Origin of the sequence: Butyrivibrio sp. AE2015 (genome assembly GCF_000420825.1) — a bacterium.
Lineage (GTDB): Bacteria > Bacillota > Clostridia > Lachnospirales > Lachnospiraceae > Butyrivibrio.
Genome location: NZ_ATVR01000042.1, coordinates 1 through 26,007 on the forward strand (window position 1 = coordinate 1; position 26,007 = coordinate 26,007).

The 26,007-nt window shown below is 40.2% G+C and carries 24 protein-coding genes and 1 pseudogene; 1 reads left to right on the top strand and 24 read right to left on the bottom strand.

Going from position 1 to position 26,007, the window contains the following annotated elements:
• Positions 1-355 precede the first annotated feature (355 nt).
• The 23 genes from G585_RS0114695 to G585_RS0114805 form a co-directional block, all read right to left on the bottom strand.
• The gene (locus G585_RS0114695; RefSeq protein WP_022776015.1) at positions 356-955 is read right to left on the bottom strand and encodes an NUDIX hydrolase; all 600 of its coding nucleotides are present in this window, start codon (positions 953-955) and stop codon (positions 356-358) included.
• A gap of 84 nt (positions 956-1,039) precedes the next feature.
• Entirely contained in the window at positions 1,040-1,318 is a 279-nt protein-coding gene (locus G585_RS0114700) for a hypothetical protein (protein ID WP_022776016.1), read from the bottom strand.
• Positions 1,319-1,354: 36 nt separating this feature from the next.
• Positions 1,355-3,001, bottom strand: coding sequence for a putative manganese-dependent inorganic diphosphatase (locus G585_RS0114705; protein ID WP_022776017.1), 1,647 nt, complete (start codon positions 2,999-3,001; stop codon positions 1,355-1,357).
• A gap of 60 nt (positions 3,002-3,061) precedes the next feature.
• The gene (locus tag G585_RS0114710) at positions 3,062-4,792 is read right to left on the bottom strand and encodes an ABC transporter ATP-binding protein (protein ID WP_022776019.1); all 1,731 of its coding nucleotides are present in this window, start codon (positions 4,790-4,792) and stop codon (positions 3,062-3,064) included.
• Positions 4,789-6,513 carry an ABC transporter ATP-binding protein gene (locus G585_RS0114715; protein WP_022776020.1) on the bottom strand — a complete coding sequence of 575 codons (1,725 nt, stop codon included), beginning with the start codon at positions 6,511-6,513 and terminating at the stop codon, positions 4,789-4,791. The genes G585_RS0114710 and G585_RS0114715 overlap by 4 nt, the downstream gene beginning before the upstream one ends.
• Before the next feature lie 32 nt (positions 6,514-6,545).
• On the bottom strand, positions 6,546-8,075 hold the full coding sequence (locus tag G585_RS0114720) for an RsmB/NOP family class I SAM-dependent RNA methyltransferase (RefSeq protein WP_022776021.1): 1,530 nt from the start codon (positions 8,073-8,075) through the stop codon (positions 6,546-6,548).
• Positions 8,076-8,254: 179 nt separating this feature from the next.
• Positions 8,255-8,623, bottom strand: a complete 369-nt coding sequence (locus tag G585_RS0114725) for a metal-dependent transcriptional regulator (RefSeq protein ID WP_022776023.1) — start codon at positions 8,621-8,623, stop codon at positions 8,255-8,257.
• 117 nt (positions 8,624-8,740) lie between these two features.
• A complete protein-coding gene (locus tag G585_RS0114730) occupies positions 8,741-9,286 on the bottom strand; it encodes a DUF3793 family protein (RefSeq protein ID WP_022776024.1) in 546 nt (181 codons plus the stop codon).
• Positions 9,287-9,328: 42 nt separating this feature from the next.
• Complete coding sequence (locus G585_RS0114735) at positions 9,329-9,754, bottom strand: flavodoxin (RefSeq protein ID WP_022776025.1); 426 nt, start codon at positions 9,752-9,754, stop codon at positions 9,329-9,331.
• 189 nt (positions 9,755-9,943) lie between these two features.
• Positions 9,944-11,488, bottom strand: a complete 1,545-nt coding sequence (rny, locus tag G585_RS0114740) for a ribonuclease Y (protein WP_022776027.1) — start codon at positions 11,486-11,488, stop codon at positions 9,944-9,946.
• Between the two features lie 164 nt (positions 11,489-11,652).
• The gene (locus tag G585_RS0114745; protein WP_022776028.1) at positions 11,653-12,273 is read right to left on the bottom strand and encodes a regulatory protein RecX; all 621 of its coding nucleotides are present in this window, start codon (positions 12,271-12,273) and stop codon (positions 11,653-11,655) included.
• A gap of 104 nt (positions 12,274-12,377) precedes the next feature.
• Positions 12,378-13,463, bottom strand: coding sequence for a recombinase RecA (gene recA, locus G585_RS0114750; protein ID WP_022776029.1), 1,086 nt, complete (start codon positions 13,461-13,463; stop codon positions 12,378-12,380).
• A 274-nt stretch (positions 13,464-13,737) separates the two neighbouring features.
• On the bottom strand, positions 13,738-14,274 hold the full coding sequence (locus G585_RS19180) for a hypothetical protein (protein ID WP_022776031.1): 537 nt from the start codon (positions 14,272-14,274) through the stop codon (positions 13,738-13,740).
• A 63-nt stretch (positions 14,275-14,337) separates the two neighbouring features.
• A complete protein-coding gene (locus G585_RS0114760; RefSeq protein WP_022776032.1) occupies positions 14,338-14,736 on the bottom strand; it encodes a GerW family sporulation protein in 399 nt (132 codons plus the stop codon).
• Positions 14,737-14,761: 25 nt separating this feature from the next.
• Positions 14,762-15,745, bottom strand: a complete 984-nt coding sequence (locus G585_RS0114765; RefSeq protein ID WP_196802921.1) for a DUF2953 domain-containing protein — start codon at positions 15,743-15,745, stop codon at positions 14,762-14,764.
• Positions 15,746-15,813: 68 nt separating this feature from the next.
• Positions 15,814-16,152: a hypothetical protein gene (locus G585_RS0114770; protein WP_022776035.1), complete on the bottom strand. Its 339-nt coding sequence runs from the start codon at positions 16,150-16,152 to the stop codon at positions 15,814-15,816.
• 81 nt (positions 16,153-16,233) lie between these two features.
• Positions 16,234-17,673 carry a peptidoglycan D,D-transpeptidase FtsI family protein gene (locus G585_RS0114775; RefSeq protein WP_022776036.1) on the bottom strand — a complete coding sequence of 480 codons (1,440 nt, stop codon included), beginning with the start codon at positions 17,671-17,673 and terminating at the stop codon, positions 16,234-16,236.
• A complete protein-coding gene (locus G585_RS0114780) occupies positions 17,651-19,012 on the bottom strand; it encodes an FtsW/RodA/SpoVE family cell cycle protein (protein ID WP_022776037.1) in 1,362 nt (453 codons plus the stop codon). The genes G585_RS0114775 and G585_RS0114780 overlap by 23 nt, the downstream gene beginning before the upstream one ends.
• A gap of 4 nt (positions 19,013-19,016) precedes the next feature.
• Positions 19,017-21,287, bottom strand: coding sequence for a peptidase U32 family protein (locus tag G585_RS0114785; protein ID WP_022776039.1), 2,271 nt, complete (start codon positions 21,285-21,287; stop codon positions 19,017-19,019).
• 48 nt (positions 21,288-21,335) lie between these two features.
• Positions 21,336-21,749: a cell division protein ZapA gene (zapA, locus tag G585_RS0114790; RefSeq protein ID WP_022776040.1), complete on the bottom strand. Its 414-nt coding sequence runs from the start codon at positions 21,747-21,749 to the stop codon at positions 21,336-21,338.
• Between the two features lie 59 nt (positions 21,750-21,808).
• Positions 21,809-22,840, bottom strand: coding sequence for a Holliday junction branch migration DNA helicase RuvB (gene ruvB, locus G585_RS0114795; RefSeq protein ID WP_022776041.1), 1,032 nt, complete (start codon positions 22,838-22,840; stop codon positions 21,809-21,811).
• Between the two features lie 52 nt (positions 22,841-22,892).
• Positions 22,893-23,513, bottom strand: coding sequence for a Holliday junction branch migration protein RuvA (ruvA, locus tag G585_RS0114800; RefSeq protein ID WP_022776043.1), 621 nt, complete (start codon positions 23,511-23,513; stop codon positions 22,893-22,895).
• Between the two features lie 121 nt (positions 23,514-23,634).
• Positions 23,635-24,351, bottom strand: a complete 717-nt coding sequence (locus G585_RS0114805) for a hypothetical protein (protein WP_022776044.1) — start codon at positions 24,349-24,351, stop codon at positions 23,635-23,637.
• Positions 24,352-24,767: 416 nt separating this feature from the next.
• On the opposite strand from G585_RS0114805, the gene G585_RS0114810 reads away from it, so the two are divergent.
• On the top strand, positions 24,768-25,721 hold the full coding sequence (locus G585_RS0114810) for a hypothetical protein (protein WP_026664032.1): 954 nt from the start codon (positions 24,768-24,770) through the stop codon (positions 25,719-25,721).
• A gap of 65 nt (positions 25,722-25,786) precedes the next feature.
• Here the strand turns inward: G585_RS0114810 and G585_RS19610 are convergent.
• Positions 25,787-26,007 (bottom strand): annotated as a pseudogene (locus G585_RS19610) (hypothetical protein); the annotation flags it as partial.

Consider the following 26,007-nt stretch of genomic DNA (forward strand, 5'->3'; position numbering starts at 1 on the left):
TGTCGCCACTTCTGTTGTTTTTGATTTCGGTGCGCGAGGCACCTTAAATTATCTCCCTGCAGTTCCTGAATTCGGAGGCCGAAGCACTTTAAAGTAGCCACCCCTACTGTTCTCGGAGTCAGAACCCGAGGCAATAATCCCCAGCCACACCGCAGGTGCTTGCCATTGACGGGGGTCTGAGAAAAACGCTAAAATGCTGAATCCGACGGTGAGAGAAAATCTACTGTTCCCATCATCCTCACCGTCGGCTCGCAGACCAAGGCGTTTTCCTCAGGCTCAGTCAATGGTGGCGGGCGCTGCCAATCACTTACGCATATACAAAGTGAGAAAATTTATTTTTTAAGAAGTAATCAGCTTACATCATATCTTTAAAAAGATAATATGCAAGCACATGAAGTGACTGTTTGAAATCACCTTCAAATATTCTTTGCTTAAGTTCTTTTTCTGATAAGGTCAGAACATTCAAAAACTCAGTATCATCAAGGTGCTGACCGGTAACCTTCCTGCAATTTGTTGCAGCATAAATATGGACATTGCTGTTAGACAATGTCGCATTGGCAGGCGTTGTAAGAAGATGCTTCCAGTTATCAGAAACATAGCCTGTCTCTTCCTTAAGTTCCCTCTTTGCAGCCTCAAAGGCATCTTCCTCCGAAGCAACTATATTCTTACTGGTAATATAAGGAACATCGCTTTTTTCCTTATACTCGATAGCACCGGCAGGGAACTCGCTTGTTACCTCATCTATTCCGTGCCTGTACTGACGAACGCAGATAAAATCTCCATTTTCATCAGTAGCAACAATAAGTGAAAAACTATGTTTGGAATAATTATAGACAGGACCTATTACTTCTCCATTTGGAAGCTCATAATCATTTCTCCTGAAATCTATCCATTCATCCTGAACAACATGCTCTTCCTTCTTTAATTTCCAAACTAAATTGCTATTATCTTCCATAGTATTATTTATGATTTACATCCTTAATTTATTTCTTTTTATTTTTTTCGACTTGAATTCTAACCATTTATCTATTAACAAGCATCAATCATTAACAATAACCTTGCCATTAAATACGCACCTTGTAATCGCAAAGTCATTTACGCCCTTCCCCATTAACTTGCGGCCATACAACTCAAGATGAATTTTCTTATCCTCAGTCATATATTCTTCTGACACTTCATCAAAAGAACTACTATTACATACTACCTTCTGAAAATCTCCTATGAACGCAGGCACAATAACTGAAGCAATGCTCATTCCCTGCCCCGGCCCATAAATACCTATTATTTCATGTAACAGTTTTGCTCTTAATTCGTCCATATCTTTCCAACCTCAGAAACGTATATGCTACCTATCTCAGCTTTGAATAGCCTCCACAATGTTAGGCAAAAGCTGCTTTTTGCGTGATACTACTCCAGGAAGCTTTGCACTGTCTCCGTCGATGTTCACTCCAAAAGCCGCATTAAGTGTGTGCTGTGCCTTTGCTCCTGCAAATACAACCTCGGAAGACTCACTGATAATGTCTGTAAGCATAAAGAACAGCATATCAAGCCCGTCATCATCTGCAACCTTAGAAAGCTCAGGCTGGATCTTTTCCTTGATATCTACAAGTTCCTCAGCACTCATGGAATTGATCTGTCCAATTCCAATTGTAAGGTCATCTACTGTAAACTTCTTGAAATCCTGGTGAAGGATCTCAGTAGCAGTCTTGCCACTAAGATTTGAGCCTGCATGGAACATCTCTTTTGCAAACTCTTCATAGTCAACTCCTGCTATCTTGGAAAGTTCCTCTCCTGCCTTTTTGTCGATATTCGTACATGTAGGAGATCTGAACATAAGTGTATCTGATAAAATAGCTGCAAGCAAAAGACCTGCAATAGTCTTATTTATCTCAACTCCGTATTCTTTGTACATAAGATAAATAATAGTACATGTAGAACCAAGAGGCTGGTTTCTAAAGAACACAGGTCCTGCAGTCTCAATGGTGCGAAGTCTGTGGTGATCTATGATCTCCAGGATCTCTGCAGAATCAGCACCGTTAACAGCCTGATTCTTCTCATTGTGGTCAACAAGAATAAGCTGTTTCTTTTTGGCACCAAGGAAATTCCTTCGGCTGATCATTCCGATGTAATGATCATCTTTATCAAGGACAGGGAAATATCTGTGTCTTGTAGATGCCATAACTTCCTGAATGTCTTCAATATAATCATCCATATGGAAAGTGATCAGGTTGTCTTTTTTCATTACATAAGAAACAGGCATACTCTGATTGATAAGTCTTGCTACGACGAATGTATCGTGCGGAGTACAGATTATCTTGGTTCCATGGTCCTTGGCCTGAGTCTGAATAGTCTTGGCTACGCTTGCGCCCTCACAGACTATGATACATCCTGCGTTCATCTCAATTGCGCAAAGCTGCATGTCATATCTGTTACCAAGGATGACAACGTCGCCCTCCTCGATGACATTTTCCATCATATCAGGATTGGCAGCTGCTATAACCACCTTTCCTTTGGTAAGTGTATCCTCGATTTCACCGACGATAAGCTCTCCATCAAGAGTCTCAACAATGTTCTTATAAGATGTCTGAGCCATAGAAAGAATCTTTGGATCAATAACATCCATATATGTTTCAACGATGTCATTAGTTGTTACGATACCTGTAAGCTCATCACCTTCTGTAACACACAGAGTAACTACGCTGGCATCTCGCATTTTTGACCAGGCATTCTTAAGTGACAGGTCATCCTTGATCCCGTCAAGCATACGGATCTCCATGTCTCTTACCTGGGTTCTTACATCCTTTACATAGGCAGGAATCTCAACTCCAAAATGAGATAAAACAAACTGTGTCTCCTCATTCAGATGTCCTGCTCTGCAGGCGATGTAATCATCTCCTGTTATTTCTCTTTTAAGATTTGCATAAGTAATTGCTGCACAGATTGAATCTGTATCAGGATTCTTGTGCCCGGTTACAAATACAGGTCTCTTTTGATTTGTCATATAATTTCTCCTAAATAAAAACCACTAACTCTTTATCCATAATAAACCATCAATATGCGTCTATGCAAACTGACTATTGTAAAGTTCATTGTAAAAACCTTTTTTCTCCAGAAGCTCTTTATGGCTTCCCTGCTCAATGATACGTCCATTTTTCATAACAAGTATCACATCTGCTTCTCTTATAGTTGAAAGTCTGTGAGCAACAATAAAGCTGGTCCTGCCCTTCATCATCCTGTTAAAGGCCTTCTGAATACGTATTTCAGTACTTGTATCTATTGAAGACGTAGCTTCATCAAGTATCAGCATAGGCGGGATGCTGAGCATAACTCTCGTAATGCAAAGGAGCTGTTTCTGTCCCTGAGAGAGATTCCCTCCATTTTCTGAAATAACGGTGTCATAGCCTTCAGGAAGTCTTTTTATAAAACTATGTGCATGTGAAGCCTTGGCAGCTTCAATGATCTCTTCATCGGTAAATCCGCTTCTTCCAAGGGTAATATTATCCTTTATGGTTCCGCTTCGCAGCCAGGTCTCCTGAAGAACCATTCCAAAATTATCCCTTATCTGTCTTCTCTTTAGGTCTTTTAAGTTAATTCCATCAATTGAAATGACGCCTCTATCAACATCATAAAACCTCATAAGGAGATTAATAAGCGTACTCTTTCCGGCGCCTGTTGGTCCAACAATCGCCACTCTCTGCCCCTTCCTGATATCAAGGTTCAAGTCTTCGATAAGCTTTTTATTCTTGTCATATGAAAAGAAAACATCGTTAAACTTAACATCACCTGAAGGCTCAAAAGTATCAGGAGCATCAGCGCTATCAGGAATCTCAGTTTTTTCTTCTATAAGGGCAAAAACTCTCTCTGCGCAGGCAAGCGCGTTCTGAAGTTCTGTAACTACACCTGAGATCTCATTAAATGGCTTGGTGTACTGATTGGCATAGCTAAGAAAAATAGTAAGTCCGCCAACAGTCATGCCCCCTGAAATACAAGTAAGTGCTCCAAACAAAGCAACTGCCGCATAAACAAGATTATTGATAAATCTTGTTCCGGGGTTAGTCAGGGATGAAATGAAAGTTGCCTTTATTGATGTCTCCTCAAGCCTTTCATTTATGCTGTCAAAATACTCCATATTCTCATCTTCATGAGCAAAGGCCTTAACAACTGATAGATTTCCAACCATTTCATCCACAAAAGAAGTCTGCTCAGACCTTGCCTCAGACTGAAGCTTAAAGAGATTAAAACTCCTTGTAGCAATGAATCTGGCTACAAATAAAGAAAGAGGAGTAAGTACAACAACTACCAGCGCAATCTTAAAATTCAGATAGAACATGAACATTAAAGTTCCGACAATAGTCACAATACCTGTAAAAAGCTGAGTAAATCCCATTAGAAGTCCATCTGAAAACAGATCAACATCAGAGATTATCCTGCTTACGATATCTCCTGTCTGCTTGGAATCAAGATAGTCAAACGGGAGTATCTGAAGCCTTTCAAAAGCCTCTTTTCTCACATCCCTTACAACCTGAAAAGTTATCTTGTTATTGGCCTTATTCATGATCCACTGGCAAATAGAAATAATGGCTATAGTCACGATCATCTTAAGCAAGATGCCACCAACAATAGCAAAATCGACATTTCCTTTTCCAATAATATGGTCAATAGCTCTTCCTGCAAGGATTGGTACATATAATGACAAAAGAGCTGTTATCACTGCCAGCAACATTGATAAATATATCAAAAACTTATATCTTGCTGCATATCTTAGTACTTTTTTTAGTGTTCCCTTTTTCATACTGCCCCCTCCTTTTTGTACTGAGAATCATAGATTTCTTTGTAAAGATCACAGCTTTCAAGGAGTTCCTCGTGCGTGCCAATGCCTGCAAGACTTCCGTTATCAAGCACAAGTATCTTATCGCAGTCCCTTACTGCAGATGTTCTCTGCGAAACAATAAAGGTCGTAGGCGGATTGTCCATTCCTGCAATTGCTGCCCGCAAGTTCTTATCTGTAAGATAATCAAGAGCTGACGCACTGTCATCAAGGATAAGAATCTCTGGCTTTCTTACAAGTGCTCTTGCAATTGTAAGTCGCTGCTTCTGTCCGCCTGAGAAGTTCTTTCCTCCCTGGGCCACAACAAAGTCAAGTCCGTTCTCTTTTCCCTTTACTACTTCCTCTGCCTGGGCTATTTTAAGTGCCTCTCGAATTTCGTCGTCTGTGGCATCTTTTTTGCCCCACTTCATGTTATCTCTGATAGTCCCATGAAAAAGAACTGCCTTTTGCGGAACTATACCAATTCTTTCTCTGAGAGCTTCAAGATTATACTCTTTAACATTTAGTCCATCTATAAGAACAGCACCTTCTCTGACGTCATAGAACCTTGGAATAAGATTTATAAGTGTGGACTTACCGCTTCCAGTTCCACCAATTATGCCGATTCTCTCGCCTCTTTTAGCAACGAAGCTTATGTTCTCAATGCTGTCTTCTGCATCCTTATGATAGCTCATTGATACATTGTTAAAGACAACATGTTCTTCCACATCTGAAAACTCTGTAACACTTCCCTCTTCCATAGAATACTTATATTCCATAAGTTCCTGAACTCTGTTTCCTGAAGCAATGGCCTTAGTCATTGTAAGTATCAGATTGGCAAGCTTAATGAGCTCCACAAGAATCTGGAACATGTAGTTGTACAATGCAACCATCTCTCCCTGCGTAAGTTCACCTGCATCAACCAAAAAAGCTCCCTTATAGATCAAAAACACAACAGAAAGATTAAGGATTGCGTAAGTTACGGGATTCATAAGAGCTGTCACCGAGCCAACAAACTTCTGAAGGCCCATGAGCCTGTCATTGTTTAGATCAAAGTTTTCCTTTTCCCTGTTTTCAAGGCCAAAGGCTCTTATAACCCTCACGCCCGTATGATTTTCTCTTGTAAGTCTAAGAAGCGTATCCAGGCCTTTTTGTATCTTTTCATATCTTGGAATGCTCCAGCCTGTAATAAAAACAACTACAAAGGCCAAAAGCGCAATTGTCACCACAAAGACAAGGGCCTGCCTGAAGTCGATTGTAAAAGCCATGGCCATAGCGCCAAATACAACAAAAGGCGACCTTAAAAGGAGCCTTATTGTCATGTTGACACCCTGCTGAACCTGGTTCATATCGCTGGTCATTCTGGTTATCATTGCAGAAGTTCCAAGTTTGTCCATATCCGAATATGATAATTTCTGGATATTATCAAAAAGAGCTTTCTTAGCCTTTTTTGCGAATCCGGCTGCAGCTTTTGCCGCAAAAAACTGCGCTGTAACAGCACTGATACAGCCTACAAAGCACAGCAATATAAGTAAAAGGCACATCTTTATGACATAGCCCTTATCTCCACTTGCAATTCCCTTATCTATCATTGCAGCGATAACAAGAGGAACAAGCAGTTCAAATGAGGCCTCAAGAAGTTTAAATAAAGGTCCCAGTATAGTTTCTTTTTTGTAGTCTTTTAAATATACAAGTAATTTTCTCATCAGTTCTCCAACAAAAGTTAGTCTTAATCTATTTAGTAATTTATTCTTAACCCCTTGGGATAATGATTTTTAAGCATACCACCTGCAGCCTTTGCCCAACCGATGCTATAGCTGTCAGTTGTTATAAGTACCCATCCCTTGCTGTCTTTTTTCACCTGGTTAGATGCAGCATCTAACGTATCATCTGTAATCTTCATGGTCTGACCATTCAGGTAACTCTTTATCTCAGAGCTATCAGAAGGGTAGTCCTTATAAAGGCATACATCTTCAGACTTTAAAAACAGTGCCAGCGCATGAGAAGGCTCAAACCTGTCTTTTTTAACAGTTCCAAGGTGTAGTCCTCCTCTCATGACCTTAAGCCCATTTACTGAAGGCATATCCTCCGGGCAAAGATAGAGCTGATCACCAAACATGTATATGAGTCCATTAAGACTCCTTCCACCTTTAAGGCCGCAAACCATTCTGCCCCTTTTAATTTCAAAGCTCTTTTTATCAAAAGAAATATTCTCTTTTACAAAAGCTTCAAAAACCTTGGTACACTCAGGCTTTGCAGCTATGTTCCTGCCTCCCGGCACATAGGAACTTACATTTTCCCTGGTGAGCTCTCCGTCTCTTTCAAGCACACACAAAAAATGCCCCTCCCCTTTTAATTTATGGGGCCATAATCTGAGAGAATCTGCCACTGCTTCTTTGCACTTATCTGCCCTACCAGAATCAATTGATGCGTACCTATCAAAAAGTTCATCAGAAATAAACTCTTTTCTACCATTTTCAATTCCGCCGGTTTTCTCCACTTTTACTACATGAAAATCAGGATTATTAAAAAGAAAATCAAAGATAGTTTCTTCATTCTCATCAGCAGAAAAAGTACAAGTGGAATACACAAGCCTTCCTCCCGGGAGGAGCATTTTGGCTGCATTTGACAGGATTTCTTTTTGTCTCACCGCACAGGCTCTGACATTTTCAAGGCTCCATTCATCGCCGGCGTTATCATTTTTTCTGAACATTCCCTCGCCTGAACAGGGCGCATCCACAAGTATCTTCTCAAAGTATCCTTCAAAAACCTCAGATAAATGCGCGGAATCTTCATTGAGCACAAGGGCATTCTTTATTCCAAGTCTCTCCACATTAAGAGATAAGATTCTGGCTCTGTCCCTGTTTATCTCATTAGTCACAAGAATACCTTCTCCATTCATGTAAGAAGCAATCTGCGTAGTTTTCCCGCCTGGGGCTGCGCAAAGATCGAGTATCTTTTCACCAGGCTTTGGGTCAAGGAAATGTACGGGTGCCATGGCACTTGGCTCTTGGATATAATAAAGCCCCGCCTCATGATATGGATGTTTACCGGGCTGAGCATCTTCATAATAGAATCCCTTTTCTTCCCATGGAACTTCTTTTTCTATATACAAAAGCTTAGACTTTAGATCTTCTCCGTTGCATTTAAGCGTATTTACCCGTAAGGAGTGATATCTTTCATCATTGTCAAAAGAGCTTAAAAAGTCATCGTACTCTTTTTCACCAAGATATGATTTCATTCGTTCTTTAAAATCTACAGGAATCAAAATAGGAACCTCCACAAAAACTCTATGGCTATACTAACAGTTTTTTTCATTAATCACAAATCAACTCAAAAGAAGCTGATGCAAAACGCACCAGCTTCTTTTGGATTTTATAAATCAATATTCAGTTACAATCATAAAAAACAGAAAATCAACCTTCTATGATTCTCATATCATTATGATTATTTTGCATTCTCTTTAACGAATTTCTTAATTCCCTTAAAAGTTTCAGGACTAATAATATGTTCGATCCTGCAAGCATCGTTCTCAGCAATTTCCTCGTTAACTCCGGCGGTAAGCATCAAAAACTTGGTAAGGTTGGTATGCTTTTCGTAAACCTTTTTCGCAGTTTTTAATCCTTCCTCTGTAAGAACGAGCTCACCATCATTTTCAACAACGATCAGTCCATTGTCTTTTAAGATTCCTACCGCTCTTGAAACGCTAGGTCTAGAAAAACCGAGCTCATTGGCAACATCGATAGAACGGACCATTCCCTTCTTCTTTTTTAAAAGGTATATTGTCTCGATATAGTCTTCACCTGATTCGTGCATCTTAAAGCCCCTCTCCACATTTTTTTAATGTACAATGTACAGATTTTCCTTTTGATCATATAACACAATAATATTATATTGCACACAATCAATTTAATCAAGTACTATATCCTCTTTTTATTCAACTAATTCTTTTATCATACGTTCTGTGGCTCTATCATACTCTCTGAAAAGCTTTTTAGCGGCCTGAGGGCGGCAATACACCTTCCAGTATCCGCTGTAAAGATAGTTCTTGCCTTTGTTGCACATAAAGCCATTAACATCTTCAAGCGGATATCCAAGAATGATCCCCATCTCGTGCGGGAAGTCCATGCGATCCATAAGATAAAGGCTATACCTGAAAGAAAACTCTTTTAACACAGAATCTATATCAGTGTTCTCATAATCAAGCTTTCTTAAAAAAGAAGCAATCATATTCTTATTCAGATATTGTGAAAGTCCACGTCTATTGTAGAGCAAAAGAGTAAGCATCCCATTGTTGTTTGATAGCGTCAATATCTCAACTTCTGTCCCCTTTAAAACACTTAAAACTTCCTCATAATTAATCGCTCTTGTAACAAATAAAGATGCTATCTTTAACCCTGCCAAAAGAGGCGCACAACTAAGAACCATCATATGTCTTACATTGTTTCTATCGATCTTATTTGCCAGTTCTGTACTCATCCCCGATTTTTCCTATAAATACTCTTCTCCTCTTTTTTGTATTTAAACAAGAGCAAGTCCCAAATTCTTGCATGCATCAACAGCTTCATCATCTGGAGCACTATTAGCAATAACTCCTTCATTACCAACAACTGTTGCGCCTGCAGCTTTCATTCTGTCTACCCAGTCACGCATCCACTGGCCATCACCCCAGCCATATGAACCAAAAAGGCCAAGCTTCTTGCCTGCACACTGATTTTCGAAAGTAGAAATAAATGGTTCAACTACAGATTCTTCCAAAACCTCAGCTCCCATTGCAGGGCATCCAAGCGCGATAGATGTATCTGATGAAAGGTCTGAGGGACTGATAGAATCAAATGTCACAACTTCTGCCTCTGCTCCGCCCTGTCTGATTCCATCGGCTACTGCATTTGCCATAGCCTCAGTGTTACCGCTACCTGACCAATAAACAACTTTTACCTTACTCATACTTATTCCTCCAGTATTATTTTATTTGTAAATGGAAACACATTAGATGAATGTTAGCTAACGCTAACACTGTAATGTTAGCATAGGCTTACACGTCAATCAAGATATTTTGCGGATTTCTATTGAGAAAAAATGTCGGTTGTTCTTGTGCAACAAAAAAGGCTGTCCATATTGGACAGCCTTTTAAACTTATTTAGCGTATTCAGTTGCTCTACTCTCTCTAATGATATTAACCTTGATCTGACCGGGATATTCCATTTCATCCTCGATCTTCTTAGCAATATCACGAGCCATAAGTACCATATCGGCATCTGAAACCTGCTCAGGAACTACCATTACTCTGACTTCTCTACCAGCCTGGATAGCAAATGAGTGATCAACACCCTTAAAGCTATTGGTAATATCCTCGAGTTCTTTTAATCTTGATGTGTAAGTTTCTAAAGTCTCTCTTCTAGCGCCCGGTCTAGCTGAAGAAATTGTATCAGCTGCCTGAACAAGGACTGCTATAAGTGACTGTGGCTCAACATCACCATGATGTGCCTCAACCGCGTTGATAACGATCTGAGATTCCTTATACTTTTTACAGATATCTACACCAAGCTGAATATGTGAACCTTCAAGTTCATGGTCAACAGCCTTACCAATATCATGTAAAAGACCTGCTCTCTTAGCAACTCGAACATCAAGTCCAAGCTCTGATGCCAAAAGTCCGCAGAGCTGCGCTACCTCAACAGAATGTTTAAGGCAATTCTGTCCGTAGCTCGTTCTGAATTTCATACGACCAAGAATCTTTATAACTTCAGGATGAAGTCCGTGAACACCTGCCTCAATAGCAGCGTTTTCACCTTCTTCTTTGATCTTGGCAGCAACTTCCTTTTGTGCCTTCTCAACCATCTCTTCGATTCTTGCCGGGTGAATTCTTCCGTCAACAATAAGTTTCTCAAGTGCTATACGAGCGACTTCTCGACGTATAGGGTCAAAACCAGAAATTACTACAGCTTCCGGTGTATCATCAATAATGAGATCTACACCAGTCATTGTTTCAAGAGTTCTAATATTTCTTCCTTCTCTACCGATGATTCTACCCTTCATCTCATCGTTAGGAAGCTGAACTACAGAAATTGTAGTTTCAGAAACATGGTCAGCTGAACAACGCTGAATTGCGTTAACAACTATCTCCTTAGCCCTCTTATCTGCTTCTTCCTTTGCCTCAGCTTCCATGTTTTTGATCATGACAGCTGATTCGTGTTTTACATCATCTTCGACAATCTTTAAAAGATACTCTTTTGCCTGCTCGGAGGTTAAGCCAGAGATTTTTTCAAGTTCCTGTATCCTCTGTTCGTTTAGCTTTGCAACCTCTTCACTCTTCTTGCTCAGTGCCTCTTCACGGGCATTTAAGCTTTGCTCTTTTCTTTCAATCGCTTCAGATCTTTTTTCGACGTTTTCCTCTTTCTGCTGAATCCTTCTCTCGGTACGCTGAACCTCATTACGACGGTCCTTTACTTCTTTCTCGAGATCATTACGTGTTTTCAGTGCCTCTTCCTTTACTTCAAGAAGTTTCTCACGCTTCGTTTCTTCGGCAGTTTTGAGTGCTTCGTCAATAATCTTTCTTGCCCTTTCCTCTGCACTTCCGATCTTACCCTCAGTTACCTTTTTCTGGTAACCTGTAGATATGAACCATGCTGCAACAAAAGCGACAAGAGCTGCTACTACTGCAATAATAACAGTGGTCATTACAGGAGCACCTCCTTATTCAATTTTCATTGTACAATATTTTGTATAGAGAGCCCAAAATATACCCTCTTTGATACAATTTTACAACACTTTAAATTTTACCTTTTATAAATGACAGTGTCAAGAAGCGCAAATAGGATAAAGTCAGAAAATCAAAAGAAAAATCAAAAGGCATCCATTGCCTTTTTTACAAGGTCCATACTGTATCCTTTTCTAAGTAAAAAGGCCATGATCTTTTGCTTTTCCTTATATTCCATCTCTGGATCGAAGTGCTTTTTTTGTAATAAATGTTCTATCTGATTAAGTTCAGTCTCAGAAACGCTCTCGAAAAGTCCTTCACTTTCAAGCTCATCAAATATATCTAAAATTGTCTGTTTATCTATTCCTTTGGCAGAAAGGTCCTGAACAACTCTGTTCTTGCTTCTGCTTTCAATGTGATAGACAATGTAATCTCTTGCAAATCTGTGGTCATCTAAATATCTGTATGATTTAACATATTCTATCGCCGCATCAATGGCATCATCTGAATATAAACCTTCAGAAAGCTTATCTCTAAGCTGCTTTTCGTTGTAGTCCTTCTTTTGAAGAAGATTCATCGCTCTCTTGATAGCTCTTTTGGGAAGAAGTTCTTTTGTTATCGTTTCGTATGCGCTTTCTGATAATTCATTGTTAATCTTGATATTGTAATCTCTTAACTCACCTTTATAAAGAAGGAACGCAAACTCACCATCGATGTAAACTTTACTTCTTTTTTTATCAAATTCAATTATGTCTGAAATAATCATGCCAACATTCCTTATTGAAAATATCAAATGCTAATTCTTTACAGTTTTTCATTTATACAAGAATCGGTGGTCATTACGACCACCGATTAACATTTTTTATCTGATTATTTAGAAGCTTTGCTCTTCTTAGCTGCCTTTGCTTCATCATCACCTGCAGCAGCTGTATTTACCGCAGCTGCATTGCTGAAGTTGTCTACAGGAAGCCCATAATGAGCTCTTACCTTTGCTTCGATCTCGTCTCTGATCTGAGGGTTGTTCTCAAGATAGAGCTTGGCATTCTCACGGCCCTGTCCTATCTTCTCTCCCTCGTACTGATACCATGCACCGCTTTTATTAACGATATCAACGCCTGCAGCAAGATCAAGAATATCGCCTGTAGCTGAGATGCCCTTACCAAACATGATATCAAACTCAGCCTCTTTGAATGGAGGAGCAATCTTGTTCTTAACTACCTTAACTCTTGTTCTGTTACCGATGTTCTCACCGTTCTGCTTGATAGCCTCAATACGACGAACATCCATACGAACTGATGAATAGAACTTAAGAGCACGTCCACCTGTTGTTGTCTCAGGATTACCGAACATAACACCAACTTTCTCACGAAGCTGGTTGATGAATACTACTGTACAGTTTGACTTGCTGATAACAGCAGTAAGTTTACGAAGAGCCTGTGACATAAGTCTTGCCTGAAGACCTACATGAGAATCACCCATATCTCCATCGATTTCAGCCTTTGGAACAAGGGCTGCAACTGAGTCAACTACAACAATATCGATAGCGCCTGAACGCACCATAGTCTCTGTGATCTCAAGAGCCTGCTCACCACTGTCTGGCTGTGAGATGTAAAGGTTATCAACATCAACACCGATGTTCTTAGCATATACAGGATCAAGAGCGTGCTCAGCATCGATAAATCCCGCAATACCTCCGCGCTTCTGAACTTCTGCTATCATATGCAGTGTAACTGTTGTCTTACCACTGGACTCAGGTCCATATATCTCAATGATCCTTCCCTTAGGAATACCACCAAGGCCAAGTGCAATATCAAGGCTAAGTGATCCTGTTGGGATAGTTTCTATATTCATAGTATCTGATGAGTCGCCAAGCTTCATAACAGCGCCCTTACCAAACTGTTTCTCAATCTGTCCAAGAGCTGCCTCTAATGCTTTTTGTTTATCTTCTCTTTCCATACCGATCTCCTTTTTAAGAACATTCGTTCTGTATATAAACATACTAAAACAAGTGTTCGATTGTGTCAATAATTTTTTCTACAAATTTGTTAATTCTTTTATCAAACTACTCTTTGAAATTCCTGGCAGAAATGCCAAAAAGATCTGTCAGCATACAGTACCTGATAAATACCGTATTGCCTCTTCCCCTTAGAACATACACAAGTCATTGCCCAAGACAGGCAATGACTTGATAAAGGTTATCATATAAATACTTTGTTGTCAAAAATATTTTTTAATTAAAAGCACTCATGTCATACTGCCTGCAAAGTGAAGCATATTCCTGATTTATCAGCTGAACCATGTCTGCGTCTCCGCTAATATTGTCAGGATGGAACATTTTCATGAGGTCTTTGTATCTCTTTTTCAATGTAAGAGGAGTATTGGCTCCTCTGAAAAGAAGATCCAGAGCATCATACTCATTTTCTCTCTGATACATCTTTTCTCTCTCAAGTCTGATAAAGTCAGCCTCAAGTTTCTTTTTATCACTGTTTAACTGGTCGAAACCACTGTTAAGGATTTTTAATCTCTGTTCAAATAAAGCTTTGTCATTATTCAGTTTTCTGGACGCAGTCTCAAGTTTTCTCTCTGCTGTATCCATTCTGTCTCTGAAAGCCTGTTCATCTGCTTCCAAACGAGCATATCGCTCAGAAAGCGCGCTCTCCTGATTCTCAAGACGAACACTCTCTTTAAAAAGCCATACTCGAAGTTCTGAAAGATCATCCTCTGTGCCGTTTAAGATAATCTCTTCCAAATTTCTCTTTTCTACCATAGTAATTGCCCCCGTTACTACTGCCGCCTCCATGGACTTTGTTAAAAGGCAGCTCTTACAACATTACTCTTTATTGTCTTCCTGTGGAAAAGCAATGTCTACCGCTTCGCCGTCGTCCATCATATTTTCTTTTTTGCTGGCAAAGCGATCCACAATATCCGGTACAAGATCCAGAACTTTTGTAACAGCATCCTGATTCTTGATATTAACAAGTTTTGTGGAACCATTCTTGATAACAAGGACCGCACTTGGAGACATCTTTGCACCAAATCCGCCTGTTCCGCCGTTTTTCTTGTCAGCAGATGTAGCACCGGCTCCAACGCCAAAAGATACATCTACCAAAGGAAGTACAATAGTATCACCAACCTGAGTAGGCTGACCAACTACTGTCTTGGCCTCAATTACAGAATGCATTCCGTTTAATAATGACTCAACTACGCCGTTAAAATTATTCTCTCCCATCATACCCTCCAGATAATCAGTTTTATTACGATCTTAATATTTTTTTGAAGCGTCTGATTACCTTTTTAACATCTTTGTTAAAAAAGCAGACCGCCGCACTGTAAACTACAGTAAATAATGTGATGTGTCCCTTCAAATGCGCATCCATTTCTATGACTTTCTCATCAAAATCAGGTTCAAAACTGACCTTGTTAAAAAGAAAAGGATACATGGCGCCAAAGATACCTACAAGCTCAGCAGTCTGTGCCGGGTCCCCGGTTCCAAGACCTAATCGGATATTACATTTGTCAGGAAGGATCATCTTAATGATCCGCAAAAGTTTACGCTTTACGAGGTCAAATGCTCTCTTAAAGATGTCATTCTCTATTGTGGTTTTAATCATACTAATCTTACCACAAACTCTAGATATTGTATATTGTATTTTTTCAAACACATTTTGTGGCGTTTCCAGAATATTAGTAACTTTATCTATGATATTCCAGAGCACATCCAGAAAAGATTTTGGCTCGTCTAAAGCTTCCTCATCGGATTCTTTTTCAGTTGCAGTTCCATCAGGTGAATTGTTTTCTTCCTTTTCAGAAGCTTCTTCCTTTTCAGAAGCTTCTTCTTTACCCGCTTCTACGGAATCTGCTTCTTCCTTAACAGCCTCCGCGTGATCATTTTCAGGAATATTGCTCATTTCCACAACGCCGCTTGAAGGTTTACCTTCGTCTTTATTATCTTTATTATCGGCTTTTTCCTTCTTTTTCCTTAAAGGAAAAACCCTGATACCAAATAATCTGACTTCGAATTGCTTGTTCTCCGGATATACGATCCCGCCGCTCAAAATGTGAAGAAGCCAGGAAAAAGACACCCTGGCGTATACTTTTTCTGCATCAAATCCCCCATCCAGATCCGTTCTCGGAATCGAACTGTCAATCCTATATCTGACAGGAACAAACAGTATAAGTAATAAAAGAATAAGGATAAACCCGATTACGCAAAGCAGAATTATCCCTAATATTTTCAAAAATGTTAATACACCCGCCAACATAAAAATCCCCGTCAATCAACTTTTGTAGTTAAAGAAAATACGTGTTAATTGGTCTTTTCCTTACTTTCAAGATAATCAAGAAGTCTTCCGTCAAGCCCAGCCATTGAAGCTTCCTGCGATATCCTAAGCACCAGATCAACCGCTTCCTCATGACTTGAAGCAATCCCATAAATAAATGAAGGGTGTGCTTTAAAGTAAGCCTGTTTTAAGAAAGCACAGTGTACGATATCAAGCTGATCATTGGCATTTAAAGCCCTTGTCACACAGAAAATAGAGAGCTGTCCCGCCCCATGTTTAAGTTTCCATTTAACAAGCGCCTTATTATTAACAGAAGCTCCCCAATACAGATCCTTATAAAACTCACAGAATCCTCTTTTTTTCATCTCAACTCCCAAGGAAAAACATTCTAATTATATATAAATCACCATCAATTTTATCATATTAAAGATGATTATTATACTTTTTTACTCCACCCCAAAATATGCGTCAAAAATCCTCTTTGCAATAGGAACTGCGTAGCTTCCACCGCTTCCGGCATTCTCTACGATGATAGTAACGCAGATCTCAGGATCTTCAGCAGGCGCGTATCCTGTGAACCAGGCATGGGAATCCGACTGAGAATTAAATTCAGCAGATCCCGTCTTACCTGCAGCGCTATAAGACAGGCCCTTTAACTTGCTGGCTGTTCCCGTCTGTACTACCTGCTCCATCATCTGACGCAGAATAGCTGCTTCATCTGATGACATTAGTCTTTTATACTTTTCAAAAGAAAAGCTCTCTACAACCTTACCGTCATCTCTTTTAACCTGAGTAAAAAAGCAAGGCTTCATGAGAACGCCTCCATTTGCCACAGCACAGGTGATCATATTCATATGAATCGGAGATACCGATGTTGTTCCCTGACCAATTGAAAGCTGCATAATATCGGAAGAAGACATGTTATCCGAGTAAACAGCGCTGCTCTTTGAATAGAGCACATCCAGCGGCAATTCCTGCCCAAACATCAAATCATTCAATGTACTTTTAAAAGACTTGGCGGATATCCCCATTCCAATATTGGCAAAAGAAGAATTGCAGGACTCAGCAAATGAAGTAAAAAGATCAAGGTTTCCGTGAACCTGACCGTGATAACAGGAAATACTGTCAGCCCCGGCACTAAAGCTTCCCGAACATGTAAATCTGTAATCATCGTAATCCGAAGGATGATCCTTTAAATATGCAAGGGAAGTAACAATCTTAAATGTTGATCCCGGTGGATACATTCCCTGGGTAGCCCTGTTTAAAAGCTTGGCATCAGAAGATTTATCAGCTAAAAGACTATCCCATTCCTCTGCGATATTATTGGGATCAAAATCAGGTTTGGATACCATTGCCAGTATCTCACCGGTCTTGGGATTAGATACAATTATAGCTCCCTTCCTTGCTGCAAGTGCATTGAAAGCCACCTCCTGCAGATTCACATCAAGAGTTGTCACAACACTATCACCTGGATACTTTGATCCAGATGCATCGAGCTTAACCTTCTCAGACAATTCAATGCTGGTATTTATAAGATAATAATTGGCAAGGGCCTCGATTCCGGCCTTACCATTCGTTGAATATCCCACAACATGAGCAAACTCTTTATCATAAGGATAGACTCTTGTCTCAGTTCCATCCTCAGCCTCCTGAGTATAGGCCAAAGCCTCGCCGTTTCTTGAAAGGATCTTACCTCTCGTGTTCTGGGCCAAAAGAATTGCCTGCCTTGTATTGTAGCTGTTGTTCATAAGGGTCTGCCTGTTTGAATATGAATAATAGCAGATATACCCAAGCATAGCCCCGAACAAAACAGCGTAGAACACTGAAAGCACGATTATGGGATATGATCTGATCTTCTTTTTCTTAGTCTTCTTTCCGTCTCTCATTTTCTCTGCGCCTCTTCATTCTTTCGATAGCTTCATACCTCTCATCTGTTCTGATCATGAATATGCCCTGCGCAATCATGATCATCATTATAGTTACAAGAACCGATGAGCCGCCATAGCTCACAAAAGGCAGCGTAACGCCTGTGAGCGGAATGAATTTGGATCCGCCGCCAATTGTAAGGAAAGTCTGAAAAATATAGGCCACTCCAATTCCGCAGACTACAAGTCTGTAATATGTATCCCTAAGATAATAACCAAGTCTCATAATCTCGATAAAAGTACTGACGCAGATAAGCGCCATCAGAACAGCAAAAATAACTCCCATCTCCTCCGCAATAGCCGAAAAGATAAAGTCCTGCTCAACAAAGGGGATAGACTTTGGAGTTCCTCCATATAGTCCCAGTCCAAACCAGCCTCCGGAACTAATTCCAAAAAGAGACTGGGATAACTGATATCCTGTTGACTCTATATCCAAAAAAGGATCAAGCCAGGCCTGAACACGGACCTGAATATGTGAAAAGAGCTTGTAGGCTATCGCACTTGCAAGTGCTCCAAATCCAAGTCCGATCGCCAGATATCCGATATTCTCTGTGGAAATATAGATAAGTGCCAGATAAATGACAAAAAAGATAAGCGCACTTCCAAGGTCTTTTGACAAAACAAGGATAATTACATGTATAGCAGCAACCACAGAAGCTAAAAATAATTGCCAGATATTCTCCGCAGTGTCGAGGGCACCTGCCATAAAGAATAAAAAGAGAATCTTAACAAATTCAGAGGGCTGAAGCGTTATACCGCCGATCGTATAGGTAATCTTGGAGCCATTGGTAACAGCTCCAAGGAAAAGAACTACTCCTATAGCCACAACACCCATTGCTGCGTAGATCCAGGTAAATCTCTTGAGAAATTCAAATCTGAATATGATCTCAGGAACTATAAAACCTATAACAAAAGAAGCTACTATTATAAAGAACTGCTTTACAGCCCTGTCATAGGACAACCTGGTGAGGATAATAAGCCCTATCATCATAAGCATGCAGCTATTATTGATAATAAGGCGGTTACCATCAGGATAGATAACATAAAACAAAAGAAGGACAGATGAAAATGCAATTATCTGAAAAGCAAAGAAAAACAGGTAAACAGGCTTTCCTGTCCTTGCCATTATCTGAATAAAGCATGCAATCTGAATTGCAAACATAAGTATGATCTGTCTGATATATAAGCCTTTTCTTTTATTTTCAGTCTTCCATCTAAACGCCACAAACGCTTCAAGTGTATATAAAAACATCAAAAAAGCTATGACATATTTTGATATCTCAGTTACGTATAATTCCATTAGTCTATTCTACTCCGCGTTTAAAATGCCCGGTTGTAAACTTAAGATCTTCAAACACAGCGCTCATACTGCCATTCTCAATAAGGTCAGCAAACCCTTCTGTAACTGCATAAGCCCTATCGCCATCTTCAACAGTCAGGTCTATCCTGTAATTGTCAAAAGAAAATCTGCCGGTAATGTTCTCCATCTTTTTATGGAGTGATGTTGGAAGCGCATTCCAAATGACATTGTAGCAGTTCCTGCAATTGGTCGTCACCTTAAGCTCATTGCCCATTCTGTCTACAATGGCAGTCTCGGATGAAGAGATTTTCCCCTGATTGCCGCTGCATTTATCCAGTGTCTTTTTGACGCAGCCGGCGCTGATCATCATAGGCGCATATCCATAAACGTTAAAAGACACAGGAATACCGAGATTTCCCCTGACTTTATCTGCTACTTCAGCTGCCTCGTGAATAGTAAGTTCAAGCGGAACCGACACCTCTGAAACCAGCTCTTTTACCATGGCTGCAGCCTGCTCATTCCAAATATACATGCCATAATCGAGAATGACCTTCCCTGTATAGCCCTTCTCTTTAAGAATTCCAAGCTGTTCCAAATTGCGCACAAGAAGACCTGAAATTCCCTTGGCATCAGCAGAATCCGCAATTCTCGCAACATCAAGAGTTCCATCAAAGCTCTCATGCCTTGTCATGTATGGAAGTGCAGCAATAATCTCAGCACCATCCCCGTCAAAAGACCTATCACTCTCCAAAAAAAGATTGCTGTCTATATAGATTCTTGAAATACTGTGCTTTTTATTCTGAACCTCAAGCACACTCTTAAGCTGCTCCCTGGTATTAACAAGAACATGAAGACAGGGCTTGTTATTAGCCTCTCTTAAAACTGACTTCTCAGGGGAAGCTGTGGCTATCCTTACCACCTTTTCTGCCTCATCTTTATCATTGTCAGCTCTTTTCATCTCATGATCCGGCTCAGTTATGCAGACAAACATCTGATCGCATAGATTCCTTCTAAGCTCATTGAGCTCACTTACAGGAATGAAAATGCCCTTTCCGCTTCCGCGATCATCTATATCTATATCAATTTTCTCAGGCTCAAATACTGTGCCTCCAAACTTGGAAAGCTGTTTAAGAACACTCTCCTTGTCCATAGGGCGTTTTGAAGCCTCCTGGACCTTGTTTCCATGAGTTTCAAGGACAATCTCCTGTCCACCATGAACAAGAGACATAATAAGAGATGCCTCTTCTCCAACACAGAGCCTGCAGCTAAGCTTACATTTAAGCTTCAACTCTTTATCAAGATACTTCTCTTTTACATCGGCAAGAACCCTGTCAGAAGTGCCGTTATATGACGGCGAATAAAGAGTTACCATGTCCTTGCCGTTGTGCTTGTGGTAATATCCCTGACTGATCTGAGTCCTAAGATAAAGAGAACTTAATATCTCCATATCCTCTTTGGAAATCTCATGATGAGCCGTAGGATCTTTATAATACAGATCGATATATTTGCGGTAGATAGATGTAACGCCGGCAGCATATTCAGGGCGCTTCATCCTACCTTCTATCTTAAAAGAATCTATTCCTGCCTCTATAAGCTCCGGAATAATAGAAACAGTGCACATATCCTTAAGGCTAAGGGGATACTGCTCTTTGCCGCTGCGCTCTCCTAATAGAGAATAAGGAAGTCTACAAGGCTGGGCACATCTGCCTCTGTTGCCGCTTCTGGTACCAACCATACTGCTAAAAAGACACATTCCGGAATAACAGTAGCACATTGCGCCATGGATAAAGGCTTCAACTTCGACGTCTGCCTTTTCCCTTATCTCTTTCATCTCCATCAGGCTAAGCTCTCTTGCAGGAACGACTCTGACACAGCCAAGGTCTTTTAAGAGTCTGGCTCCATTTACACCTGTTACAGTTGCCTGTGTACTTGCATGAAGCTCAATGTTCGGGAACTCATCCCTTATTAGCTTCATAACTCCAAGGTCCTGAACTATGACACCATCAAGCTTTTTTTCTGCAAAAGGCAGCATAAAATCATATAACTCGCCGTACTCTCTCTCTTTTACAAGAGTGTTCACAGTCATATAGATTTTTTTGCCAAATAAATGAGCATAAGAAATAGCGTCCAAAACCTGCTGAGTGTCAAAATTGTCAGCATAGGCTCTGGCGCCAAATTTCGCTCCACCAAGATAAACGGCATCTGCGCCTGCATTGAAGGCGCCAACCATTGTTTCATAGCCCCCGGCCGGGGCAAGTAATTCTACTTTCTTCATAATATCTTTTAACTCAAAAATAGGCTGTCACTACGACAGCCTAAACAATCACTTTTTACTTCCTGTTCCCTTGACCTGAGTTTCAAGCTGAATGATCTTTTTGGATGAATCATCGAGCTTAGTCTGCAGGCTCTTACTGTTCTTTTCAGTATTCTCAAGCTTGATCTGAGTTGCGATAAGCTCGTGCTTCAGATCATAAAGCTCTTTTTCTTTTTCTGAAAGCTGCTCTTCCATAAGCTCAATCTGCTTTTTAGATTTGAAATAATCATCTGCGATGTTGAGCTGCAACAGGACATTTTGAGTATCAATCGGCTGCCTCTTGAAACCATCGATCTTGTTGTATTCAGAAATCTTGTTGTTGATATATGAAGCAACCTTCTGCAGATACTCTTCACTTTCATATCCGCTTAAGGTAAAAACTTTCCCACCAATGATAACTTCGGTATCTGTCTTGGATGCCATGTAAACTCTCCCCCCGAACACAAATTAAATGTCGAATTATTACGATGTATACTTCATGATTATATATCGCCATCACTAGGGTTTTCAAGCCCTAAATGATGATATGCCTCATCCGTCACAACTCTTCCCCTGGGCGTTCTGTTAATAAGTCCATTCTTTATAAGATAAGGCTCATAGACGTCCTCGATTGTGCCGGAATCCTCACCAATTGCGGCTGCAAGCGTATCAAGTCCTACAGGTCCGCCGCCGAACTTATTTATCATGGTCAAAAGAATATTTCTGTCAGTATGGTCAAGGCCAAGCTTATCAACATCCATAAGGTCCAAAGCCACATTGGCGACTTCTTCTGTTATGGAGCCGTCATACCTTACCTGGGCAAAATCTCTTACTCTTTTAAGTATCCTGTTGGCAAGACGCGGTGTGCCGCGGCTTCTTCTGGCCATCTCTTTTGCTCCGTTAGGGTCAACGTCCACATTCAATACCCTGGCAGACTGCCTGATAATAGAGCACAGCTCGTCAATATCGTAGAACTCCATTCTGTGGATCATTCCGAATCTGTCACGAAGAGGCGCTGAGAGCATTCCCGCCCTGGTGGTTGCTCCGATCAGAGTAAAGTGCGGAAGGTCAAGCCTTATGGACCTTGCTGTTGGCCCCTTACCAATCATGATATCTATACAGTAATCTTCCATTGCAGGATAAAGAACTTCCTCAACCTGTCTATTCAGTCTGTGTATCTCATCAACAAAGAGCACATCGCCCTCCTGAAGGTTGTTTAAAATTGCTGCCATATCCCCGGGCTTTTCAATAGCAGGGCCTGACGTGATCTTTATATTAACACCCATCTCATTGGCAATAATGCTGGCAAGTGTGGTCTTTCCAAGTCCTGGAGGCCCGTAAAAAAGAAGGTGGTCAAGACTCTCTCCTCTTCCCTTTGCAGCTTCTATATATATCTTAAGGCTCTCTTTTATTTTCTTTTGTCCAATATATGAATCCAGAGTTTTAGGACGAAGTGACCCTTCAATTCTGGCGTCCTCAACATTGGCCTGAGTGTCAACTCCCCTGGCATTCGTTACTATCTTACGCTTTTCCATACAATTCTTCCCTGTTACGAATTAAATCTATAAAAAATCTCATATTTCATTATCAGAACATCTCTTTTAATGCCTGTTTTAAGATAAGCTCAGTGTCACCTGACATTTCAGGATTAACAGAAAGGACCTTTCTTACTGCCTTTGTGGCATCCGCAGCACTATATCCAAGAGAAACAAGCGCTGCCACGGCTTCATCCCTTGCAGGACTCTCAGAATTCCCAATGTCTGATGATGAAAGACCTGCCGCAGATGCAAGCATAGTGTCCTCTGTTGCCTTTATTTTGTCCCTGAGTTCAAGAGTGATCCTCTCCGCTGTCTTTTTCCCGACTCCCGGAGCCTTGGAAATTGCGCCGCTGTCCCCGGCAATGATTGCAAACCTCAGATCATCCGGCGTCATAACAGACAAAATGGCAAGACCGCCCTTAGGTCCTATTCCATTAACAGTAATGAGCATCTTAAAAAGATTAAGCTCATCCCTTGAAAGAAAACCAAACAGCGTAAACGCATCCTCTTTTACATTGGTATAGGTGTAGAGCTTAACCGCCTCTCCAATTCCCGGCATCCTGTCCATTGTGGACCCAGATATATTCACATTGTAGCCGACACCATTCACGTCAACTACCGCATTCCCCTCTTCAATACTCTCTAAAATTCCATTTACATATGCTATCAAAGTCTCATCCCCGTTTTCACTTAATTCATAACTTGTATTGTAACATTAATTTAGCGATTATTTTTATGATAACTAAAAAATCCTCCGGCCATCAGCTGATGACCGGAGGTATAAGCCTCTATCAAAGCGACTCAAAATATTTAGACAGTTCATCCCTGGTAACCTCGCCATTACCATACTGAGCCATCTTCCTTGCTACCTGCATAGCCTTGGCGTTACTGGCAATTCTGAATGTATCAATTCCAAAATCAGGAGAAAAGTCCTCGTGAAGAATGTATGCTGTAATCTCACCAGCGCAGCTACCTTTCATGTGATATGAAAAAGTTACAGTATTGTTCCATCCAAGGCAGCCAATGAAATATTCACCACCATTTTGCATATCTGTCGGAGTTGTAGAAAATCCAAGTCCCTTCAGATAAGTATCCATCTCTGTCATGGTAGGAGCTGCAGTATCTGTAGCAGAGTATACTACAAATGTATAGGTAAACGGCGCTGAAGATGACTTGGCTATCACTCCCGTATAAGCCTTTGTAACTCCCACAAAAGAGCTAAGATCATTTGTTCCAAACTTTTCCGGATCAACACCTACACCAAATTCAGTTATCTCCACCTGCTTTTTCCCAACTTTATATGTACTAAGGGTTGAAGGGAAGAAACAGTATACATTCACATCCCCATTCACATTGTAATAGGAACGTGTATTTTGTATCGTTCCAACTATAGTTACCTCTTCCACCGCATATGCTACTTTTCCATCTGCAGGCACAGTCAAAAAAAGTGCCATAAAAAGTGCAACTGAAAGAACTATTGTCATTACTCTTCTAAATCCATTATTCATAAGGTCTACCCCACTAATTGAAACGTTTAATGTCTGCAAAAACCATTATAACGCTGTTCAGGCCGGCGTCAAACTGTATAAGTGTTAATAAAGGGTAAAATATGTATAAAAAGTTCCATATTTTTACCGAAGATTGTTTCCTGGCGAAGGACTATGCGATTAATAGAATCTTGCACTATAGAAAAAGCATCTCTCTTGATCGGTTTTACGTTTAGTTCTTAAGATTTCCTTAAGATTATTGTTTAGCTCTTGAAATATTACTACTTTTATAGTACTTTAGCTAAGTCGGTTTTCTACCGCATAGATGTGAGAACTTTCGTTTTCACATTTCCCAACTAAAAAAATAAAAATGTGTTAGTATTAATGTAGCAAGACGCATTCCCATGCCTGTTCCTGCATTAATACAGAAAGGAACTATGGGAATTAAGAAAAACAAAATATTTTTCAAGAAGATGAAGTGGCCTTGGGCTAACAGAAAGTACAAGGATACAGTATTCAGGCTATTATTTAAAAATGATAAAGCAGCTCTACTGGAGCTATATAATGCCATCAATCATTCACACTATGACAATCCTGATGATCTTATCATAAATACTTTGGATAATGCCATTTTCATGGGCATGCGTAATGACCTATCATTTATTATTGATACCAGACTCAACATATATGAGCACCAGTCAACTGACTGTAAGAACATACCATTGAGATGTCTATTATATGTCAGCACCCTTTATCAGCAGATCATTGACGATGATAAAATATATGGAAGCAGGATGCTCAAAATACCTGAACCACATTTTGTAGTATTCTATAATGGCACCAACAAACTTCCGGAAGAAGTAACCTACAAGCTCTCAGATATGTATGAGAAGGCTTCGAATAATCCCGAATTAGAGCTGACAGTCCGAATCATCAATATCAATCAGGGAATGAACGATGCTCTTATGAAGAGCTGCAAAAATTTAAGCGGCTACTCTACCTTTGTTGCAAAGGTACGTGAGTATAATGACACATACTCTCTCCCGTCTGCAATCAGAATGGCCATGGATTATTGCATAGACCACGATATATTAAAGGACTTCTTTACAAGGGAAAGGAAGACAATTTATATGTATAGTTTATTTGAATATAATCAAAAGGGACATATGAAAGTAATTCGTGAGGAGGGTCGTGAAGAAGGGCGTGAAGAAGGACGAAATGAAGCACGTGAGGAAGCTGCTATGAATACCATCCTTTTCGGATATGAAGATGGCCTACCTGAGGAGACTATACGTAATCGATTAAAACAAACATATAAATATAGCGACGAAAAAATTGATGAACTCTTTGCTATAGCTAATGCCAAGAATAAAGAAAAGCTAACCAAATAATAATTGTAAAAATACCCCCGGCCATCAACTGATGACCGGAGGTATAAGCCTCTATCAACTATTTTTTATTTAATAGTTAGCGCCAAATTTACTGTGCGCTCATCAACACCAGATTCTATAATGTCTTCACTGCTCTCACCATTTCTTAATCGTTTTACTACTTCAACAAGATCGGTCTGTCCTTTTTCTATTAATACTTCACTTAAATTACACATCTCGCCCAGCCTCCTTTCAGTCTCTATGCTCATCACAAGACCAAATTCTTCTGACAACCTTTTCTTCTTTT

What these genes read in the sequence shown, in the direction of transcription:
- G585_RS19180 (WP_022776031.1), bottom strand. Translation starts at nt 14,274, where the DNA reads ATGGTAGAAAAGAGAAATTTGGAAGAGATTATCTTAAACGGCACAGAG.
- recA (WP_022776029.1), bottom strand. Translation starts at nt 13,463, where the DNA reads ATGGAAAGAGAAGATAAACAAAAAGCATTAGAGGCAGCTCTTGGACAG.
- zapA (WP_022776040.1), bottom strand. Translation starts at nt 21,749, where the DNA reads ATGGCATCCAAGACAGATACCGAAGTTATCATTGGTGGGAAAGTTTTT.
- G585_RS0114725 (WP_022776023.1), bottom strand. Translation starts at nt 8,623, where the DNA reads ATGCACGAATCAGGTGAAGACTATATCGAGACAATATACCTTTTAAAA.
- G585_RS0114695 (WP_022776015.1), bottom strand. Translation starts at nt 955, where the DNA reads ATGGAAGATAATAGCAATTTAGTTTGGAAATTAAAGAAGGAAGAGCAT.
- G585_RS0114810 (WP_026664032.1), top strand. Translation starts at nt 24,768, where the DNA reads ATGGGAATTAAGAAAAACAAAATATTTTTCAAGAAGATGAAGTGGCCT.
- G585_RS0114715 (WP_022776020.1), bottom strand. Translation starts at nt 6,513, where the DNA reads ATGAGAAAATTACTTGTATATTTAAAAGACTACAAAAAAGAAACTATA.
- G585_RS0114745 (WP_022776028.1), bottom strand. Translation starts at nt 12,273, where the DNA reads ATGATTATTTCAGACATAATTGAATTTGATAAAAAAAGAAGTAAAGTT.
- G585_RS0114805 (WP_022776044.1), bottom strand. Translation starts at nt 24,351, where the DNA reads ATGAATAATGGATTTAGAAGAGTAATGACAATAGTTCTTTCAGTTGCA.
- G585_RS0114735 (WP_022776025.1), bottom strand. Translation starts at nt 9,754, where the DNA reads ATGAGTAAGGTAAAAGTTGTTTATTGGTCAGGTAGCGGTAACACTGAG.
- ruvB (WP_022776041.1), bottom strand. Translation starts at nt 22,840, where the DNA reads ATGGAAAAGCGTAAGATAGTAACGAATGCCAGGGGAGTTGACACTCAG.
- G585_RS0114785 (WP_022776039.1), bottom strand. Translation starts at nt 21,287, where the DNA reads ATGAAGAAAGTAGAATTACTTGCCCCGGCCGGGGGCTATGAAACAATG.
- G585_RS0114730 (WP_022776024.1), bottom strand. Translation starts at nt 9,286, where the DNA reads ATGAGTACAGAACTGGCAAATAAGATCGATAGAAACAATGTAAGACAT.
- G585_RS0114700 (WP_022776016.1), bottom strand. Translation starts at nt 1,318, where the DNA reads ATGGACGAATTAAGAGCAAAACTGTTACATGAAATAATAGGTATTTAT.
- G585_RS0114705 (WP_022776017.1), bottom strand. Translation starts at nt 3,001, where the DNA reads ATGACAAATCAAAAGAGACCTGTATTTGTAACCGGGCACAAGAATCCT.
- G585_RS0114775 (WP_022776036.1), bottom strand. Translation starts at nt 17,673, where the DNA reads ATGAGAGACGGAAAGAAGACTAAGAAAAAGAAGATCAGATCATATCCC.
- G585_RS0114760 (WP_022776032.1), bottom strand. Translation starts at nt 14,736, where the DNA reads ATGGGAGAGAATAATTTTAACGGCGTAGTTGAGTCATTATTAAACGGA.
- G585_RS0114770 (WP_022776035.1), bottom strand. Translation starts at nt 16,152, where the DNA reads ATGAAAAAAAGAGGATTCTGTGAGTTTTATAAGGATCTGTATTGGGGA.
- rny (WP_022776027.1), bottom strand. Translation starts at nt 11,488, where the DNA reads ATGACCACTGTTATTATTGCAGTAGTAGCAGCTCTTGTCGCTTTTGTT.
- G585_RS0114780 (WP_022776037.1), bottom strand. Translation starts at nt 19,012, where the DNA reads ATGGAATTATACGTAACTGAGATATCAAAATATGTCATAGCTTTTTTG.
- G585_RS0114710 (WP_022776019.1), bottom strand. Translation starts at nt 4,792, where the DNA reads ATGAAAAAGGGAACACTAAAAAAAGTACTAAGATATGCAGCAAGATAT.